This window comes from Psychrobacter fjordensis (genome assembly GCF_904845995.1).
Classification (GTDB): domain Bacteria; phylum Pseudomonadota; class Gammaproteobacteria; order Pseudomonadales; family Moraxellaceae; genus Psychrobacter; species Psychrobacter fjordensis.
In genome coordinates, this window is sequence record NZ_CAJGYP010000001.1 from 76553 (window position 1) to 94539 (window position 17987).

Annotated in this window: 14 protein-coding genes; 4 read left to right on the top strand and 10 right to left on the bottom strand. The window is 43.2% G+C overall.

Features of this window, described 5'->3' with window-relative positions:
- Positions 1 to 210: 210 nt before the first annotated feature.
- Positions 211 to 1611 carry a peptidylprolyl isomerase gene (locus tag JMW61_RS00275; protein WP_201548378.1) on the top strand — a complete coding sequence of 467 codons (1401 nt, stop codon included), beginning with the start codon at positions 211 to 213 and terminating at the stop codon, positions 1609 to 1611.
- Positions 1612 to 2223: 612 nt separating this feature from the next.
- On the opposite strand, the gene JMW61_RS00280 is transcribed toward JMW61_RS00275, so the two are convergent.
- A complete protein-coding gene (locus tag JMW61_RS00280; RefSeq protein ID WP_201548387.1) occupies positions 2224 to 3339 on the bottom strand; it encodes an endonuclease/exonuclease/phosphatase family protein in 1116 nt (371 codons plus the stop codon).
- Positions 3340 to 3769: 430 nt separating this feature from the next.
- On the opposite strand from JMW61_RS00280, the gene asd reads away from it, so the two are divergent.
- Positions 3770 to 4903, top strand: a complete 1134-nt coding sequence (gene asd, locus JMW61_RS00285; RefSeq protein WP_201548389.1) for an aspartate-semialdehyde dehydrogenase — start codon at positions 3770 to 3772, stop codon at positions 4901 to 4903.
- Positions 4904 to 5042: 139 nt separating this feature from the next.
- On the opposite strand, the gene JMW61_RS00290 is transcribed toward asd, so the two are convergent.
- Positions 5043 to 5702, bottom strand: a complete 660-nt coding sequence (locus tag JMW61_RS00290; RefSeq protein ID WP_201548391.1) for an SOUL family heme-binding protein — start codon at positions 5700 to 5702, stop codon at positions 5043 to 5045.
- A gap of 82 nt (positions 5703 to 5784) precedes the next feature.
- Between JMW61_RS00290 and JMW61_RS00295 the strand changes: the two genes are divergently transcribed.
- Positions 5785 to 5970, top strand: coding sequence for a hypothetical protein (locus JMW61_RS00295; RefSeq protein WP_201548393.1), 186 nt, complete (start codon positions 5785 to 5787; stop codon positions 5968 to 5970).
- Between the two features lie 91 nt (positions 5971 to 6061).
- On the top strand, positions 6062 to 7213 hold the full coding sequence (gene tgt / locus JMW61_RS00300) for a tRNA guanosine(34) transglycosylase Tgt (RefSeq protein WP_201548395.1): 1152 nt from the start codon (positions 6062 to 6064) through the stop codon (positions 7211 to 7213).
- Positions 7214 to 7326: 113 nt separating this feature from the next.
- Here tgt and JMW61_RS00305 read toward each other — a convergent pair whose 3' ends face one another.
- The 8 genes from JMW61_RS00305 to JMW61_RS00340 all read right to left on the bottom strand — a co-directional run bounded on the left by JMW61_RS00305 (position 7327) and on the right by JMW61_RS00340 (position 17893).
- Positions 7327 to 8676, bottom strand: coding sequence for a sodium-dependent transporter (locus JMW61_RS00305; protein ID WP_197218410.1), 1350 nt, complete (start codon positions 8674 to 8676; stop codon positions 7327 to 7329).
- 306 nt (positions 8677 to 8982) lie between these two features.
- Positions 8983 to 9762 carry an acyl-ACP--UDP-N-acetylglucosamine O-acyltransferase gene (lpxA, locus tag JMW61_RS00310; RefSeq protein WP_197100760.1) on the bottom strand — a complete coding sequence of 260 codons (780 nt, stop codon included), beginning with the start codon at positions 9760 to 9762 and terminating at the stop codon, positions 8983 to 8985.
- A 185-nt stretch (positions 9763 to 9947) separates the two neighbouring features.
- Positions 9948 to 10457 carry a 3-hydroxyacyl-ACP dehydratase FabZ gene (gene fabZ, locus JMW61_RS00315; protein ID WP_201548397.1) on the bottom strand — a complete coding sequence of 170 codons (510 nt, stop codon included), beginning with the start codon at positions 10455 to 10457 and terminating at the stop codon, positions 9948 to 9950.
- 52 nt (positions 10458 to 10509) lie between these two features.
- On the bottom strand, positions 10510 to 11526 hold the full coding sequence (lpxD, locus tag JMW61_RS00320; protein ID WP_201548399.1) for a UDP-3-O-(3-hydroxymyristoyl)glucosamine N-acyltransferase: 1017 nt from the start codon (positions 11524 to 11526) through the stop codon (positions 10510 to 10512).
- A gap of 86 nt (positions 11527 to 11612) precedes the next feature.
- Complete coding sequence (gene bamA, locus JMW61_RS00325; protein ID WP_201548401.1) at positions 11613 to 14003, bottom strand: outer membrane protein assembly factor BamA; 2391 nt, start codon at positions 14001 to 14003, stop codon at positions 11613 to 11615.
- A gap of 264 nt (positions 14004 to 14267) precedes the next feature.
- Positions 14268 to 15644 carry an RIP metalloprotease RseP gene (gene rseP, locus JMW61_RS00330; protein ID WP_201548403.1) on the bottom strand — a complete coding sequence of 459 codons (1377 nt, stop codon included), beginning with the start codon at positions 15642 to 15644 and terminating at the stop codon, positions 14268 to 14270.
- A gap of 109 nt (positions 15645 to 15753) precedes the next feature.
- Positions 15754 to 16959: a 1-deoxy-D-xylulose-5-phosphate reductoisomerase gene (ispC, locus tag JMW61_RS00335; RefSeq protein WP_201548405.1), complete on the bottom strand. Its 1206-nt coding sequence runs from the start codon at positions 16957 to 16959 to the stop codon at positions 15754 to 15756.
- A gap of 124 nt (positions 16960 to 17083) precedes the next feature.
- Positions 17084 to 17893 (bottom strand): phosphatidate cytidylyltransferase, encoded by an 810-nt coding sequence (locus JMW61_RS00340; RefSeq protein ID WP_201548407.1) that lies wholly within the window; start codon positions 17891 to 17893, stop codon positions 17084 to 17086.
- Positions 17894 to 17987 lie beyond the last annotated feature (94 nt).

A 17987-nucleotide genomic window follows, 5' to 3' on the forward strand; every position in this document is an offset into this window, starting at 1 on the left:
TATGACAGACAGATAAGCTATTTAGCTAGACAAATTAAGAATGAGCGGCTAAATACAGTCAGCCTATCCCATTACTCGCGTAGCTATCTATTTACGTGATACTATTTATCACATTATTATGGACAAGATTATTCAGTATATGATTATTAAAATATAATGGATATGGTTGACCAACTACCATCCGATGCGATGACATTGATGAGGAGCATCATGAGATTTTTTTCTGTACGTCAAACCAGCCGTGCTGTACTGTTTTCGATGGGTATGAGTGCAGGCCTTGTGCTTAGTCTCAGTGCCCAAGCTGCCACCGTAAAGCCTGCAGCGGCTAAAGCAACAACCAATGCTGAACAAAGCAACGTGAATCGCCTGACCCCAGCCAATAGCACAGACGGCATCATTGCATTGGTCAATGAAAATGCTATCTTAAAAAGTGAATTGGTTGCTGCTATTACGCAAGCTCAAGCACGTGCTCAAGCTGCTGGCGAGCCAATTGCCAACTCAGCTCAACTACAGTCTGAAGTGTTAAATGCACTTATCTTACGCGAGCTACAGCTGTCTATGATCAAGCGCTCAGGCCTAAAACCTGACGATGCCGCTATCAATCAGCGCCTAGGTCAAATTGCACAAGCAGAAGGACTGGGTAGCATCTCAGCATTGCAGCAACGTCTAGATGCAGCAAGACCCGGTAGCTATGCTGCTCTGCGCGCTCAGTTGATCGAAGATGCCTCTATTCAAGCATTGCAGCAACGTCAAATCAGTGATCGTGTCCGCATCAGCGAGCAGGATATCGATGCATTTTTGGCATCGCCTGAAGCCAAGCGTTTGAACCAAAGTGACTATCAAACCATTCATGTACGCGTGCCTTACATCGATGACTATAGCCGTTTATCAGAGGCGCAGCGTGCAGAAGCATTAAAGGTAGCGGAAGCATTACGCACTCGCCTGCTCGTATCAGATGTCAATGTCACGGAAGCTGTGGCTGCTAGCCAAGGTAGCTATCCTATCCCACTACAAGGTGGCGATATGGGCTTTCACAAGGCGGCCTCATTGCCTACAGAACTATCAAGCCAAATTACCAAGCTTGACGTCGGTGCGGTTAGCGAGCCATTAGTTACCCCTGAAGGCATCGATATCATTAAGCTTGCTAATAAAAAAGCCAGTGATACCATGCTGATACCGCAGTGGCAAACTCGTCACATCTTGGTGAAAGTTGATGAGCTCCAGACTGATGCGCTTGCTGAACAAAAAATCAATGACTTATATGAGCAGCTACGCAGTGGCGCTGACTTTGCGGGTTTAGCATCGACCTATTCAGATGATCCAGGTTCAGCTGGTCGCGGCGGTGATCTTGATTGGGTTAGTGAAGAGGACATGGTCGGTCCGTTTGAAGCTGTTATGAAAAATACAGCAGTCGGTGATTATTCTGCTCCCTTCAAGACCCAGTTCGGTTGGCATATCTTAAAAGTTGACGGTAAGCGTGATCAAGATGTTAGTGAGCAATATCGTCGCAGTATGGCACGTCAAGCACTGTACCAACGCCTAGCACCACAAGCTCAAGAAGACTGGCTACAAGAGTTACGTTCTAGCGCTTATATCCAAGTACTTGGATAAGAAGCTACCGAATAGATTAACAACATAAATAGTCTTTTTGAAAAAGGGTACATGCCAATGCATGTACCCTTTTTTATTGATAAGCTCCCATTTTTAAACGCTATAGTCAAAGAACTCTAAAATGGGTACAAGGCAGCCGACTGCAGATTGTACAAGTAGTACATCTAAGGATGGGTAACACCGTAGCGGTTTAGTAGTTCACCGACTATATCGTTTGAGAATATTTTCTGATTCCTGATATTCTAATTTTTTATCAAACCCAAAATTTAATCTTTAACGAATGAATTTGACACACAAAGAAAAGCCCCGAACCTAGGGCGATTGGTTCGAGGCTTTAACGCTTCATGTTGTTATTATTATCTCTTCCATGTTGACTCATCCTAAGTCATGAACAGTAACCTATAAGACAGCGGGCTGACCTGAACTTTTATTGATACTGTCTCAACACTGCATCCTTGCATATCCTTGTGTTGATGGTCGTATTGTAGGGCAATCAGTTTGATACAACTAGAGGCTAAAGACCTTATTTGACGTAAGCATATGCTTACGCTTTTAGAGGAAGCTTAACAGCGCAATAAGCTATCAAACTAGTATCTGTTGGCCCAAAACTCTTCATTCTTTTGCGTGTTCTTTTGATACCTTCTTACCTTCTTTTTTACCTTCTTCTATTTTGTGATCTGTCTCTCTAATATCTTCTGCGTCCTTAGTAGGCGCGTTTTGCGCTTGTTGGCTGGTCTTTTCTGGCTCATATTGTAGCGTTGTCATAACAGGAAAGTGGTCAGAGCCAATAGAAGGCATACGCTTAATATCTACGACGGTAAAGCAGGCGCTATGAAAGATATGATCCAACGCCCAACGTAAAAACGGGTAGTTGACATGGAAAGTATTGATAAAATGTCTGCCGATACGCGGGTCTAGTAACCCAGATATACGCTGAAAACGTCGAGTCGTCTTTGACCATGCCACATCATTGAGGTCACCTGCCAATATCGCCGTTTGGTCGTTCTCTTTTATGTGTTTTCCGACCATGAGCAGCTCGGCATCTCGAGTGGTAGATTTGTCTGCTTCGGTTGGACTGGGCGGCATAGGATGCAAGCAATACAACCAAATGACGCGACCACTTTGCAGGCGCAGCTGCGCATGAATGGAAGGAATATCATCAATCATCAAATATTTGACTTCAGGATCAATCAATTCAAGCTTAGAATAGAGATGCATACCATATAAGTTATCTAATGGAACTTTTACGGTATAAGGATAATCTGATTCGATTTGGTGTAAGGCCCTTTCCCATTTTTTATCGCTTTCTAACGTAATCAAGATATCAGGCTGTTTTTGCTCGACTAAATCGACCAATTTCTGGGTGTCATCATTTGGTGTTAGTACATTTGAAACCATTATTTTCAGATGGTTCTCCTGCCCTTCTGGCTTGTCTTTTGCTTTCTCGACTTCTTTTTTCCACAGTCTGGTATAAGGCAGTATCATTCTCAGCTGAAACGCTAAAGTGATACTTAAGACTGAGAATAGCACCCACTGACCTAACTGCCATTCTGACCAAAACAACAGCATACCAATCCAAGCAATAGCACCTAGCACCATGATCTGAATGCGTGGAAACTCAACACCGCGCACCCACCAATTATCAAGTGGTATCCAACCCCAAATCGTTACGAAGGCGATGAATCCTGCTAGCCCCTGTAGGCTGTAATATAATAGTGAGAGATCCATAGTGTGTATTAACCGTCTATTAGGATGATGACTGAAGAAATGGCCCTGCTCATGACTTATTCGATGACAAAATATTGCATGGCTTGGTCTGAATTAAGGTTCGCTTCTAACCTTAGCATTTCACAATATTATAGACTACTAATGAGCAATCATGATGCGACACCTATCATAAAACATTACAATATTTACAAGCTCATAATAACCATCATTGTATATGTCTTTTCGATAGTCATGATTGCCAGATATTATTAATATACGATGAGTTGTCTAAGGCATCGTGAGTATCACTATTATTCTAATAACTTAAAGTTATAACGAACATAGTTAATAGTATATAGAAAACCGCTAAAACGCCTTGCTTTTTAGTGCTATTCACGGCATTGTTATCGGTTGGTGATGCAACAAATAATTGTAAATAGGATTGGATTTCATGAGTAATTTAACAGTAGGCTTGGTAGGCTGGCGCGGTATGGTTGGGTCAGTATTGATACAACGTATGCAAGAAGAAAATGACTTCAATGGCATCACACCTGTGTTCTTTTCAACCAGCAATGCAGGCGGAGATGCGCCAAGCTTTGAAGGTATTGAAACTAGCCAATTAAAAGATGCTCATGATATTGACGCACTTGCTGCTTGTGATGTCGTTATTACTTGCCAAGGTGGTGATTACACGTCAAAAGTACATCAACCATTACGTGATGGCGGTTGGAATGGTTATTGGGTTGATGCAGCGAGCACATTGCGAATGAAAGATGACAGCATCATCATTCTTGATCCGGTCAATCGCGCTGTCATCGATAGTGCCTTAGCCAATGGTAAAAAAGACTTTATCGGTGGTAACTGTACCGTTTCATTGATGCTGATGGCTATCGGTGAGTTGTTTAATAAGGGCTGGGTTGAATGGGTCAGCGCCATGACATACCAAGCCGCTAGCGGCTCTGGTGCTAATAACATGCGCGAGCTCATCAGTGGTATGGGCGTATTACATGATGCCGTCCAAGACGAATTGGCTGATCCTGCTAGCGCGATTCTTGAAATTGATAAAAAAATCGCTCAGACTCAGCGTTCAGCAGACTTTCCTACTCAGTACTTCGGTGTGCCTTTGGCTGGTAGCTTAATCCCATATATTGATGTTCAACTAGAGAACAAACAGTCAAAAGAAGAATGGAAAGGTGGTGTTGAAACCAACAAAATCCTTGGTAATTCTGAAGCTGATAAGATTGCTATCGACGGTATGTGTGTTCGCGTTGGTGCCATGCGCTGCCATGCACAAGGGCTGACTATCAAGCTCAAAAAAGACATTCCACTAGAAGAAATCGAAGCAGCACTTAAAAACAGCGGCAACGAATGGTTGGACTTGGTAGAAGATGACAAAGAAGCAACCATGAACCGTTTAACGCCAGTAGCTGTCACTGGTACTTTGACTGTTGCGTTAGGTCGTTTGCGTAAGCTGAATATGGGTCCTGAGTATCTAGGTGCATTTACCGTCGGCGACCAACTGCTATGGGGCGCAGCTGAACCATTACGCCGTATGCTTAATATCATCCGCGAGCAAAAAAACTAGACCAACTATCCAAAAATTTGAATACAAAAAAGACAGCGATTGCTGTCTTTTTTTATGAGCTTAGTTTTTATAACCCTATGAATTGTTAAAACAGATAAACAACATACTCATTAAAAATGATATCTTTGAACTGCGGCTACTATTTTGACTCGTAGGCGATCATCACCTCATTGCGGCGCAAAAATGGTAACGTCCAAGGTGGGTTATAACGTGCCAATTCGGGCTCACCTGTAGGCGTCAGATTCTGGTCTTGCATCCATGTTTGCAACGCTTCAGTTTTTTCCGCTACTTTGTCCTCTCCTGCGAGCCAAGAGAACTTAATCACACCATAAGTCTGTGCAGGCACTTCAATAATCTCAACATTTGGATTATTAGGCTTTGGTAACGTTTGCATGGTGTATTGACTTGGCATAGTGAACTGCACACGCCACTTTCCATTCTCCTGCTGCATGCTCACTGGTGCTGTCATCGCGATTTTCTGTGAGTCAGTCTCACTTTTTTTATTATTAGGCTGCATGGTAACAGGCGCTGTCATGTTAATTTTACTACTGCCGCCCGTTGGTGCTGTATTATTACCAAAAATGTAATCAGCTAAAATCTTAAACCCTTCTCGACTGGCGGCGTCTTGGTCACCACTCACCCACGTTTGCGCCACGAGCTGATCGTCATAACGACGCAGCTCAAAGTCGCCTGTTTGCGTCAATAACGTGTACTTTGGTTCTTCTGTCTCAGCGGCCATCGCCCCTTTTGAGATCAACAATAATCCGCCCATTAATAATAAACAACCTGTCTTTTTCATATTGTTTCCCTAGTTTCTTAAAATAAGTCTGATGACTCTGACTGCCTCACCTGTATGATTGGTACTTTATCAATGACGCTACTTGCTGTCTGTGTCTTTTGGGGTGCTATCTGTGTTTTTTGGTTATGACGAAGCGATATTGACCAAAGTGTATATCGACCGTATACCGATGACACCCAATATCTATAGTCAAAGAACACTAAAATGGGTACAAGGCAGCCGACTGAAGATGGTACAAGTAGTACATTTAGGGAGAGTAACACCGTAGCAGTTCAGTGATTCTCTGACTATATGTCCAAAAAAACTGCTAACAATGCTATAATTATCGCCATTTTCATAGCGTAAATAGCGATAATCATATGCAATTTGTCTTACATAAAACGGCCAGCGGTGACACGCGTGCACGCCGTGGTACCGTTCATCTCAATCATGGCGACGTGCAAACGCCTGCCTTTATGCCTGTTGGTACTTATGGTACGGTCAAGGGTATGCTGCCACGTGATATCGAGGCCATCGGTGCGGATATTATTTTGGGCAATACCTTTCATCTATGGTTGCGTCCAGGTACCGAGGTGATTGATAAGTTTGGCGGCTTGCATAAGTTCATGCATTGGGACAAGCCTATCCTAACTGATTCAGGTGGTTTCCAAGTATTCAGTCTGGGTGCCATGCGTAAAATCACCGAAGAAGGTGTCGACTTCAAATCTCCTATCGATGGTGCTAAGGTATTTTTGTCTCCAGAAAAATCTATGCAAATTCAGTACAGCTTAAACTCAGACATCGTCATGCAGTTCGATGAGTGTACGCCCTATCCTGCCACTCATGACGAAGCCCAAAAGTCTTTAGAGTTGTCGCTACGTTGGGGACAACGCTGCGTGGATGAGCATAACAGACTGGGCAGTACCAATGCCTTATTTGGTATCGTACAAGGCAGTATGTATCCTGATTTGCGTCAGCAATCACTAGAAGGTCTGCTAAATATTGGCTTTGATGGTTATGCCATCGGTGGTCTGTCTGTTGGTGAGCCAAAAGATGAGATGATGGATGTCTTAGACTACCTCCCTGATGATATGCCAGCAGATAAGCCGCGCTACCTGATGGGTGTTGGTAAGCCTGAGGATTTAGTTGAAGGCGTACGCCGCGGCGTCGATATGTTTGATTGTGTCATGCCAACTCGTAACGCGCGTAACGGTCACTATTTTGTCACAGGCGATACAGACAATGCTGGTGTGGTACGTATCCGTAATAGCCAGTATCGCAACGATGAAGGCCCATTAGATCCTGAATGCGACTGCTACACCTGTCAGAACTTCAGCCGAGCTTATCTCTATCATCTTAATAAATGTAAAGAGATGCTAGGTGCTCAGCTAGCCACCATTCATAACTTGCGTTACTACCAGCGTTTGATGCAGGGCATGAGAGATGCCATTGAACAAGACAAGTTTGATGAGTTTGTCGTCGAGTTCTATACTAAGCGTGGTCAAACAGTACCTGAGCTAAACTTGCGCTAATCATCGCAATTATTTATCGATAGACATACAAAAGGGCTTAAGAATTATCTTAAGCCCTTTTGTATGTCTATTACTTTTAAAGCAGAGCAATCGAATGCCCTGCTTTAAATTTATTAGATTAACGCATTAACAAATACGACCACGACTGCAATTGGGGCAACGAATTTAGCAACGATTTGCCAAACCTGGAATGCACCATTAGACAGTCCAAGCTCTTGTTGAATACTACGCTGATCCATTCTCCAAGCAAGGAATATAATCGCTGCAAGGCCCGTTAAAGGTAGAATGAATTTACTGGTCAGTTTATCTAGAGCGTCGAAAATATTGTTGTCCAAGATAGTAACGTCAGACCATAGATTGAACGATAGTAATGCTGCAATACCTAACAACCAAATGATAGTACTCGAAACGATCGTCGCTACGGTACGGCTCATAGAAGTACGCTCTTCTAAAAACTCAACCGTTGGCTCAAGCAATGAGATTGCTGATGTAACAGCAGCGAAGGTAATAAGTAAGAAGAACAAAGTACCAATAATTGTACCAGCACCCATGCTACCAAAAGCAATTGGTAAGCTAACAAAAATCAAACCAGGACCTGAAGCAGGATCTAGACCATTACTAAAGATAATTGGGAAAATAGCTAGACCAGCAGCCAAAGCAATCACAGTATCTAGAATCACAACCGTACGCGCCGTCTTAAGCAAGTTCACTTCACGACCCAAATATGAGCCATAAGCAACCATGATACCCATACCAATTGATAGTGTGAAAAAAGCATGGCCTAATGCGGCAATCATAACATCTTCGGTCAGCTTGCTTAGATCAGGAGTAAACAGATAAGCCACTGCCTCACCAAAGCCACCATTCATGACGTTATAACCAACGATAACGAATAGAATCAAACCTAATAATGGCATTAAAATCTTAGCTGTTCTTTCGATACCGCTCGTCACACCAATACCAACGATAACAGCGGTAAAGAACATGAATACTGTATGCCATATTGTTAATGTACCAGCAGAAGCTAGCATAGCATCAAATGTAGCACCAACAGCATCGCTATCTTGTCCAACGAACTGACCTGTCGCTATTTTAGTCACATAGTTGAGTGCCCAACCACCGATGACACTATAGAACGATAGAATTAAGAAACCACCCAAAATACCTGAAGCCCCAATAATTCCCCAGCTGCGAGACTTGCCTTCACTTGTGGCAACATCAACGAAGGTATTGACTGGGTTCTTTTGTCCGCGGCGACCAATCAGCCATTCAGCAACCAAGATTGGAAAGCCAACTAACGCAATACAAAATAAATAAGCGATAACGAAAGCTGAACCACCACTTTCACCTACCATGTATGGAAATTTCCATATATTTCCCAAACCAACTGCTGAGCCTACTGCTGCCAACACGAAGCCAAAACTTGAGCTCCACTGTGCATGTTCTTGTTTATTGATAGCCATTTTTCCATCCTCGTGCTTCAATTAATGTCACTGATAATCTTCCTTGATTATCATAAACGCCATTTATAATAGTAGGCTATTTAGTAAGCGCATCAATGCGAAACGCCCAGTAACATTAAGAAAGAATTGATTACAATACCGTAAACGCTCAGTTTCTGCTAAGCGACCAAAAAAGTCAAGTACTCATAAACATAAAAAACCATAACTAATAGTTATGGTTTTTTATGTTTTATTTAAAGTTGACAAGCGTTTGTTCGATTAGAATATTCAGACTATTACTAACTTTAAGCGGATTTTATCCTGCTTTTAACGTACCACGCCGCGACGGCTTTTCTGTAATGAGTCAATGAGCAGTTGAATTTTTGGCTCTTGTGGCAACAGCTCATTATTCAAAACTTCTAGCGCTTTTACGGTCGTCAAACCTGATCTGAAAATTGTACGATAGGCTTCGCGTAAAAAGTTGATAGTCTCTTTTGACCAGCCTTTACGGCGCATACCTTCGATATTCAGACCATGCGCTTTTGCCGGATTGCCAGATACCATCGTAAAGGCAGCCACGTCTTTTAGAATTAAGCTCGCCCCACCGATCAAACTATAGTCGTCAACCGTACAAAATTGATGAATACCTGAGTTACCACCGATAATCGTATGATCACCAATCGTGACATGGCCTGCCACACCGACATTATTCGCCAACACATTATGATCGCCAATCACACAATCATGAGCCACATGCGTATTGACCATTAGCAGATTGTGGCTACCAATTTTGGTCAGCTCACCATCTTGTGCTGTACCACGGTGTAAGCTACATGCCTCACGAATGGTATTATGATCGCCAATCTCAAGCCAGGTGCGTTCACCTGCGTACTTCAAATCTTGTGGATCTTCACCAATGCTGGCAAACTGGTAAATCTGATTGTGCTGACCGATACGAGTTAATTTAGTGACGACTACATGTCGGTGCAAAACAGTATGTGCACCAATGGATACCTCATCACCAACGATACAATATGGACCAATGGTGGCAGTCTCATCAATCTGAGCGGACGGTGAGATGAGTGCTGTTGAATGGATCTGACTCATAATGTGGGCCTTTGTATCATCTGATGCGAGTAAATGGTAAAAATACAGCCAATTTAGCGGTGTTTAAAAAGCTAAAACTGGCTCTGCTATTATATAAAATATTCAATGGTCATTCTGATTGTCCATTTTGAGCTAGCTATTTAGATGCTATCGCTTAGTATGGACGCTATCATTATCAATTAGTGCTATTGCTCTTGACGAGCAATCATTATTTGAGCGCTAGCTGCCAGCTCATCGTCGACATGTACGGTACAGTCGAACTTATAAATGCCACGCTTTTGCATGACTGTTTTGGCACGAATAGTTAGCTGATCACCAGGGATAACACGGCGCTTAAAGCGAACCTTGTCTACGCCTGCAAACAGATATAGATAACCATCTTCTGCCGTAAGCCCCGCACTAATAAATCCAAGAACGCCTGAAACTTGAGCCATGCACTCTACCATTAATACCCCTGGCATAATCGGCTCATCAGGAAAATGACCATTAAAGAATTCTTCATTAATCGTCACGTTCTTCACGCCAGTAATGCATTCTCCAGGTGTACAGTCAATAATCTTGTCTACCAAGAGAAAAGGATAACGGTGTGGCAAATAATGCTTAAGCGTATGATAAGTTAATGGTAACTTAAGACCTTGCTCATCTAAACTTTTGATATTGTCATCATTTAAAATATTTACGTCTTGGCTGCTCATAATGGCGCTTCCTTGCTATGTGTTGAATCTTTATGATTTGTTTGTAATGGCGCTAATCATGGCCAAGCTGACGAAAACGTACCGCAGCACGTCGCCAGTTGGCCGTCGGCATCGCAGCCGTTCCAGAGGAGTATGAACCAGCAGTTTTGATAGATTTAGTTACCATCGTCATTCCAGACAAAGTCACATCATCTGTGATCTCAATATGACCAGTAATGCCAACAGCACCACCAATGATGCAGCGTTTACCTATTCGAGTACTACCAGCGATAGCCGTTTGGGCAGCAATCGCACTACCGTCACCGATATGCACGTTATGAGCAACTTGCACTAGGTTATCAATAATCACATGATTACCGATAACCGTATCATCGATGGCACCGCGATCGATACAGGTCTGGCTACCAATTCGTACATAGTCACCGATCGTTACACGCCCTAATTGAGCGATACGCTCCCAGCCTGTGGTGCTAGGATCAGTGGTTGGTGCAAAACCAAACCCTTCTGAGCCTACGCTTACACCTGCATGCAATCTGACATGATTACCAATAATACAATCATGTCCAATAACCACGTGTGATTTTATAATACAATCAGTGCCTACTGTAGTATTTGCCTCAACGACCACATGAGCAGCCAATGAACTACGCTCACCAATATGCACATGGTCACCGATCACACAAAAAGGACCGATGCTGACATTATTACCAATAATCGCACTATCAGCAATCACTGCACTAGGATGAATCTCGTTACACCGTAGTTCTCGACTGAATAGCTGACTGGCACTCGCATAAGCTAAATATGGGCTTGCAACCACTAGCGCTACCGCTGATGACGGTACTTGATCACCATACTCTGCAGTGACTAGCACTACTCCTGCCTGACTACTAGCAAGACTAGAAACATATCGAGCACCTGCCAAAAAACTCAACTGATGATGATTAGCAGTGGTCAGACTACCCACACCATTAAGCTCTTGACGTAATTGTTCAGCGTTGATTTCAGTCTTGTTGGTAATCGGCTGACGCTGCTCAATCCGAGTGATAATTTGCTCTATCGTTATCATAGTGATTATTAATATTGTTATGAATAAGGCAATTGCCAAGCTGAAAAATCATCTTAGCAATCCACTACTGTCTAACGGATATGGCGTTAGAACGTACTACCAATCTGGAACTGAACCTTTTCAGTCTCATCGCCTTCTTTATCACCGAAAGGCACTGCATAGCTGAGTGATATCGGTCCAATTGGCGTATACCAAGTAATACCTGCACCCGCACTATAGCGTAAGCTATTGTCTTGAGTGATTAAAGACACACCTGTATCCTCAAAGGTTTCATCTTCTTTACCAGTGGTATCAAAGACTTGACCACCTTCAGCAAACAATACTGGACGTACTTGATCTGCCCAGTCGCCTTTAAATGGCATTGGTAAAATCAGCTCAGCACCGAAAGTTGCTAATGCATTACCGCCGACCTCTTCATCAGTACTGTCTGTACCAGTAACAGCCTCGTTGTACGTTTGTGATTTTGGTCCAAGCGTTGAAGACTCATAGCCACGCACCGAACCATAACCACCAGCGTAGAAGTTCTCATAGAAAGGTAGATCATTACCATAACCAAGCTTGGTATAGCCACGTGCGATAATATCTTTATAAACAGGATAATATATATTGCCCGTATAAGTTAGTTTCTGATAGTTAGAATCACCAACACCAATCGTTGCATCAATGGCATGACTCATACCTTTTGTCGGAAATACTGGGCGATCTAAAGTGCTAGAATCCCAACCAAATAGTAAGTTGTAAGTCGTATAGTCATTTTTAAAACTTGCAGTGCCATCAGTGTCGGGATCAGGTGTTTGTGTACCACCATCATCTAACAACTCCTGAGCATTGGACACACCAAGGTATCTACCACCACGTACGGTTGTATTGTCAACATTCAAACCAGCACTGACTCGCTTGGTTTCGTCAATTGGATAGCTGTAATTAAGCGTAGCACCAAGAGAATCAGTTACATAGTTACTGACGTTATCATCATCATATTTGGTCTTACGATAATAAGCACTAAGACCTTGAGAAACACCATTTTCCGTAAAGTACGGATCGGTATACCCTAAGCTATAAGAGTCAACGGTTTCTGAGCGTGACAACGCAGCTTTTACACGGTTACCAGTACCCATAAAGTTATTTTGCGTCAAATCTAACTGGAATGTTACACCGCCGCTTTGTGAATAACCCGCAGCAATAGTTGAGCTACCAGAAGGCTGCTCTTCAACCACATAGTTCACATCAACTTGGTCTGGCTGATTAGGTACTGGCTTGACATCGACAGTCACACTTTTAAAGAAACCAGTACGCATCAAACGTGTGCGTGACAGCTGAATCTTGTCATTAGAAGACAGTGTGCCTTCTAGCTGACGCATTTCACGGCGAAGTACTTCATCTTGGGTTTTAATGTTACCCGTAAAGTTAATGCGGCGAACATAAATAGGACGTGCAGGATCGATGAAGTAATCAATCTCAACCATTTTGGTATCATCATTGATACGTGGCACAGGTCTGACCTGCGCTAGATAGTAACCTTCATTACCATAACGACTCTTAAGTGCTGCAGTAGTCGCATCTAACTTAGCTTGCGAGTATTTTTCGTTAGGGGCAAAAGTAACCAGCTCTTTTAGCTCATCGTTATCAAACGTTGGCTTACCTAAGAAATTAACGTCGCCAAACTGATATTGTTCACCTTCATTAAGACTCACTTCAATAAAGATGCTATTTTTATCTTCACTGATATTAAGCACTGCATTGTCTACTGCAAAACGCACATAACCATCATTTTGATAGAGCGCTTTTAGGTTTTCTAAACTAGCGGCCAGCTTCTCTTGAGCATAGCGGTCAGATTTAGAGATCAGATTTTTCCAAGACGATTCTTTTACCGCAAATACGTCTTTGATTTCTTCATCGCTGAAGTGTTTATTACCAATAACATTGATATCAACAACTTTAGCAGGATCACCTTCAACGAAGCGCACCTCTAACTTGACACGATTGCCGTCAAGTACCGTTTGATCCACTTCAATATTACTATTGTAGTAACCTTGGCTGATGTATTGCTGCTGTAACTCGTTAGCGACGCCCTGTAGTGTGGCTTGTTTAAGCACATCACCTGCAGTTAGGCCAGCATTCTTCAGTCCCTGCTCAAGCCCTTCTTTTGGAATAAGCTTATTGCCTTCAAAAGTCACCTCAGCAATGGTTGGACGCTCAACGACATCAAATCGTAGCTGACCACCTTCGACACGGCTTTGAATGTCAGCAAAATTTTCAGTCGCATATAGCGCCTTAATACTCGCTGCCAAGCTACTGTCACTCACCGTGTCTCCTACCGAAATAGGCAGAACCGGATAGAGGCTATCGGGGGTTAGGCGTTGTAGACCATTAAAACCGATGTCAGTGACTACAAACTCTGCAGCATGTACTGGCATACTCATCATCGCTACAACTAACGGCAACCCTGCCGCGCTCATAAATAAAGGCGTACGCATAAACACTATCCGTCAATAAAAAACTTGCTTAAGTTAAGTTAAAAAGCACGTATTGTCTAGCCCATTGCATATGAAATTTTCAACTCACATTAGGAAGACTCAGAACACTTTATATAAAATGCATCACAAAATAAACTAAAAATTACGATTAGTACAGAGACCATGAGATGAAGCACTATCATTTATCATAGCAACAATCAGCCTATGATAGGCGTAAAGCCATTAGTACATAATGCCTTATCATTTATATTAGCTATCATTTAATCAAAATAGCCGACTGATATCATTACCAATTGCTAACACCATGAAACCTGCCAGCAAGAGTAAACCGATATTTAGACCGACCATTTGCACGCCTTCTGAAAGCGGCTTACCGCGAACCAGTTCAATGAAATGATAGACGATATGACCACCATCCAATACAGGGATAGGTAAAAGATTCAATACCGCCAGACTCAAGCTAATCAAAGCCGCAGTGGACAATACCATCTGCCAACTGATATCAAAACTCTGTTTGGCAACTTTGGCAATCGTGATAGGACCTGACAAATTATCCAATCCAATCATACCCGACAGCATTTTTCCCATTGAGCTAACCGTCATTACTGCTAGCTGTTCTGTCTTCTCAAATGACTTTACTAACGACTCGCCAGGACCATAGACGACTGTGGTTTTATACGCATCAGGGACCACAATCTCAGACTGTACCACCATAGCACCAATTTGGCCATAATCGTTACCTAAGTTATCTTTTTTACCTTGCGGCATAATCTGCAATTGCACAGATTTTCCGTCACGTAGGACGGTAAAATTAAGCAGCGTTTCAGGACTATCGCGGATGATACGGGTAGCACTGATCCAGTCTTTTATTTCTGTATCATTGATAGCCGTAATGCGATCACCGACTTTTAGCCCCTGCCGACTGGCAGCACCATCAGCACTCAGATCACCCACTATCGGGGCAATATCTGGTTGCCACGGCAGCATGCCAAAGCTGGTCAATGCATCTTTGCCTTGTGCGGCGCCTTGCATAAATTGCTGCACGGGCGCTTGATACGTTTTGGTCGAGTTATCAGTTTGGACAGCTGATTGCACCGTGATACTCACATCATCTGTTTCGCCCATACGTCCAGCCAAACGATAGTTGATACCTTCCCACGTTTGCACGTCATGACCATCAATCGCCACAATCTTACCACCAACGGGTAGCTGTGCCGTAGCAGCAGGCGTATCAGGCAATACGCTGCCAATTTTAGTCGCTAGCTGCTCTGATGGGGTCATAAACAGTACCCAAAACAGCGCGATAGCAATAACAAAATTCATGATAGGACCAGCAGCGGCAATCGCGATTTTCTTTAGCGGATGCTGATGATTAAACGCCAAGTGTTGCTCATCTTTGGCCACCTCACCTTCACGCTCGTCGAGCATTTTGACATAACCACCCAGTGGCAATGCAGAAATGCGGTAATCAATACCGCTTTTCTTACTGGTCCAACCAAACAGCTTGGGCCCAAAACCAATAGAGTAAGTCAATACCTTAACGCCGCACATACGTGCCACGATATAGTGACCCCACTCATGCAAAGCAATAAGCGGACCCAAGACAAATATTGCTGCAAGGAGCGTTAATAAAAACGTCATGATCTTTTCTCAGTATGATTTCTTAGCATCTTTTATCAACATCTTTGCTAGGGCATGCTATAAATTGTCTTTTGACTAAAAGCTTTTTCTGCGATTATACTAATTACGATTAAGCCAACTTTGCTACAAGCTTGTCAGTAAGATGGCGCGCTATCTTATCAATGGTTAATATATCTTCTATGTCAGCTGTTTCGGTCAATGGCGGTACTTGTATGTCATTTAATGCTTGCTCATTGATATCCGCAATATCAGTCAAACGAATTTGTCCATCCAAGAAGGCAGCAACCGCAATTTCGTTCGCAGCATTGAGTACAATAGTCGCTTGCGTACCCGTTTGCATTGCTTGACGTGCCAGACGTAAACAAGCGAATTTTTGCAAGTCTGGTTTGATAAATTCTAATCCGCTGAGCGCATATAAATCCAATGGCTGCGAGCCACTCTCAATTCGATTGGGATAGCTGAGTGCATGCGCAATAGGCGTTTTCATATCTGGGCTGCCCAGCTGCGCTAAGAAGCTGCCATCGCTATATTCTACCATTGAGTGGATGATACTTTGTGGATGAATGACCACATTTATCCTATCTTCAGTCAAATCAAATAAATGACAAGCTTCTATCAATTCCAAGCCTTTATTCATCATCGTTGCAGAGTCGACGGATATCTTTTGACCCATTGACCAGTTTGGATGTTTGACCGCCTGAGCGACACTTGCCTGTTGCATCTGCTCAAATGACTGGTGCAAAAATGGCCCACCAGAGGCGGTTAACCATAACTTACGTACGCCATGCTCTGACTGATGGATTTGGGTATTGTCTTGCTGAATAGCGAGTGGTAAGCACTGAAAGATAGCATTGTGTTCTGAATCAAGCGGTAGCAAAGTGGCATTATGCATTTTGACAGCGTTAATCATCACCTGCCCTGCCATCACCAGCGCTTCTTTGTTAGCAAGTAAAATACGCTTGCCTGCACGAGCGGCTGCTAAAGTAGAAGGCAGGCCCGCAGCACCCACAATCGCGGCGACCACGGTATCAGTTTGCGAGTCAACGGCAATATCTATCAGCCCTTGTTCGCCGCCCACGACATCGATATTAAGACCTGCCGCACTGAGGCGCTGAGCAAAGTCATCAACGGCTGCTGTCGGTACGCTGACACGTTTAGGTAAAAACTGTTTGCAAAGTTCGAATAACTTGTCTAAACGGTGATAGCCGGACAAAGCATAGACCGTATACTGTGGTTGTGCTGCTAAGATTGCTAACGTACTATCGCCAATCGAACCTGTTGCGCCTAGTACGGCGATGCGTTGCGTCATAACCATTGATGCCTATGAAGGATACTGTGAGAAATAAAAATAAATAAATGCTCTGATTTTTAAGCACTTTTGTTTTTAAGCACTTTTGTTTTTAAGCACTTTGATTTTTGAACGCTCTGACGTTGATGCCTTATACGACGATCAAGCCAAATTGTTGTATCGCCCAAAAACCAAGTGCAAATATTGGTGTGGCAGACAATAGCGAATCGATACGATCCAGTATGCCACCATGACCCGGAAGAATCGTTCCCGAGTCTTTGACATCAGCACGGCGTTTGAGCATTGACTCAAATAGGTCACCAAGCACCGACGCTAAAATCGTTATCGCTGATAATGCCACAAATGCGACTAATGGCACACCAGTCAATTGTAGCTTAAAGACACTAATCCCAATGACGACTAGCAAGCCTGTGACCAATCCGCCAGCCAGCCCTTCCATGCTCTTATTAGGTGAGACATTTGGTGCCATCTTGCGACGACCGAGCTTGCGCCCTACAAAATAAGCGCCGCTGTCCGCACACCAGACCAATAAGAATACATAGAGCAACCACCATGCCGATAGTTGCCATAAATAAAACATAGCTGTAATCGATGCCGTCAATATAACAGCACCCATCAACGCCAGTTTCTTTCCATACCAATTGGTGTGCGTTGGGAATACCCTGACCCAAGACAGCGCCATCAGCCATATAGCGAGTGATGCCACCCACCAAAACAACCAAGTCACTTTAAATATAAGAGAGACTAAAGTTAGCACCAAGACTAGCAACACAAATACAGCAGGCTGACGCCACTTAGGCATCAGCTTCGTCCATTCATGAGCCGCAATAATCACGCCAACGGCTAAAAGAGGTGCAAATAAAACAGGGGTTTGGCTCGCAAACATTGCAATACCAACGATAATAACGAGAACAATTGCCGTCTTAATTCGTTGCCACATACTTATTGAGCCTTATAATAATGAATAATGCATGGTCAAAAAGTGCATTATAGCAGCTAATCTACAATAGCCCACTAATAGCAATTAACACTCA